Source organism: Thalassotalea sp. G20_0 (assembly GCF_017744175.1).
Lineage (GTDB): Bacteria > Pseudomonadota > Gammaproteobacteria > Pseudomonadales > Endozoicomonadaceae > Endozoicomonas.
Genome location: NZ_JAGHQV010000164.1, coordinates 1 through 1,983, shown reverse-complemented (window position 1 = coordinate 1,983; position 1,983 = coordinate 1). Strand labels below are relative to the sequence as shown.

At 49.8% G+C, this 1,983-nt stretch carries 2 protein-coding genes and 1 pseudogene; all 3 read right to left on the bottom strand.

Annotation, left to right across the window (positions count from 1 at the left end):
• Positions 1–860 (bottom strand): CDP-glucose 4,6-dehydratase (gene rfbG / locus J7438_RS25250; protein WP_209278807.1); only part of this gene is annotated, 860 nt, incomplete at its 3' end.
• 6 nt (positions 861–866) lie between these two features.
• Positions 867–1,640, bottom strand: a complete 774-nt coding sequence (gene rfbF / locus J7438_RS25245; protein ID WP_209278806.1) for a glucose-1-phosphate cytidylyltransferase — start codon at positions 1,638–1,640, stop codon at positions 867–869.
• Between the two features lie 18 nt (positions 1,641–1,658).
• A pseudogene (locus J7438_RS25240) lies at positions 1,659–1,983 on the bottom strand (CDP-6-deoxy-delta-3,4-glucoseen reductase); the annotation flags it as partial.

Sequence of the window (1,983 nt, the reverse complement as noted above, 5' to 3'; positions counted from 1 at the left end):
CCCCAGAGCGTAACCAGTTTGTCGGCGATGTAATCAACCGGCCTGGCATCACTGTCGTTTGGTCCAAAATTCCAACCTTCTGCAAAGGTAGGCCCATGGTCAAACAAATTTTCCGCAATAAGCAAATAACCTGATAGCGGCTCTAACACATGCTGCCAAGGGCGAATAGCGTGTGGATTACGAACGACAACGGGGGTATTTTTCTCGAATGCACGAAGTATATCGGGAATCAGACGATCATCTGCCCAATCTCCGCCACCAATTACGTTACCGGCTCTGCATGACGCAAGAGCAACTCCGTGCTCAGCGTACCTGGCGTTATTGAAGTAGGAGTTTCGATAGGCTGAAGCGACCAGCTCTGCACATCCTTTACTGTTTGAATAAGGGTCGTACCCACCCATCGGCTCGTCTTCCCGATAACCCCAGACCCATTCCTTGTTGTCGTAGCATTTATCGCTGGTGACGTTAACCACGGCTCGTACGCTTTTACTTTTGCGCACCGCCTCCAACAGGTAAACCGTGCCCATTACGTTGGTGGAGTAGGTCTCAACAGGCTCAGCGTATGAGAGTCTTACTAATGGTTGCGCAGCCATGTGGATTACGATCTCCGGCTGAAACCGGGTCATGCTGCTTGCCAACGCCTCACTATCACGGATGTCACTGATTTGTGATTGCATACCGGTAGCAACGCGAGCCTGTTCAAATAACGAAACGTCAGTGGGAGGATCGAGTGAATAGCCTTGCACGACAGCACCGAGTTGTTCCAGCCACAAGCAAAGCCAGCTGCCTTTAAAACCGGTATGACCTGTCACAAAGACCCGTTTACCCTGCCAGAACGCAGGATTAATATCGGATTTCATCGTCCTTTACTCCCAACGTTTCCACGGAGCTTTGCCGCTTTGCCACAACTCTTCCAGCAAATGCTTGTCGCGCAGGGTATCCATCGGTTGCCAGAACCCTTCATGGCGAAATGCCATGAGCTGGTCTTGTTCGGCCAATGCTATCAGCGGCTCCTGCCCCCAAATGGTAGCGTCACCTTCAATCAAGTCGATCACCGCCGGGGATAGCACAAAAAAACCACCATTTATCATGGCTCCGTCGCCTTTGGGTTTCTCCTTAAAGCTTTTTACTGCATCGCCCTGAATATCCAGTGCACCAAAACGCCCCGGAGGATACGTCGCCGTTAATGTGGCCAGCTTGCCGTGTTGCTGGTGAAAGGCAATTGACGCTGGAATGTCAATATCACCGACACCATCACCATAGGTAAAACAGAAAGCATCATCGTGCTCTATGTATTGCCTGACCCTTTTTAAACGACCACCGGTCATAGAGTCATCGCCAGTATCAACCAAAGTTACCGTCCAGGGCTCGGCACGTTTGTGATGCACTTCCATCTGGTTGTTGTGCATGGAGAAAGTCACATCAGACATATGCAGGAAGTAGTTGGCAAAATACTCCTTGATCACGTAGCCCTTGTAGCCACAGCAAATAATAAAGTCGTTGATGCCATGGCTGGAGTACATTTTCATGATGTGCCACAGAATAGGGCGACCACCGATTTCTACCATGGGCTTTGGTCGTAAAGCGGTTTCCTCACTTAAACGAGTTCCCAGTCCACCGGCCAGAATGACAGCTTTCATATGTTGCTATTCCCTGTTTTAATGTGCTGACTCCACAAAAGCATCAGCAAAGAAACGATCTTCCGGTAAGCCACTCGCGGTAAAATCTTGTTGTGCGGCTTCTATCATCAGCGGTGTGCCGCAAGCGTATACATCGTATTGAGCCAAGTCTGCGTTATCTTCCATCACGGCCTGATGCACTAAGCCTTTCCGCCCTGTCCAATGCGAATCATCTCCCGAGACAACTGGAATATAATGGATATGACTGTGTTCTTTTGACCAAAGCTCAGGCAACTGTGAGTAAAAGCTCTGCTGTGTATGACCGCCCCAATAAATATGAACAGCCCTGTGATCTCCTTCAGCC

Excerpts from the sequence above, each read along its gene's own strand:
- rfbF (WP_209278806.1), bottom strand. The coding sequence starts at position 1,640 with ATGAAAGCTGTCATTCTGGCCGGTGGACTGGGAACTCGTTTAAGTGAG.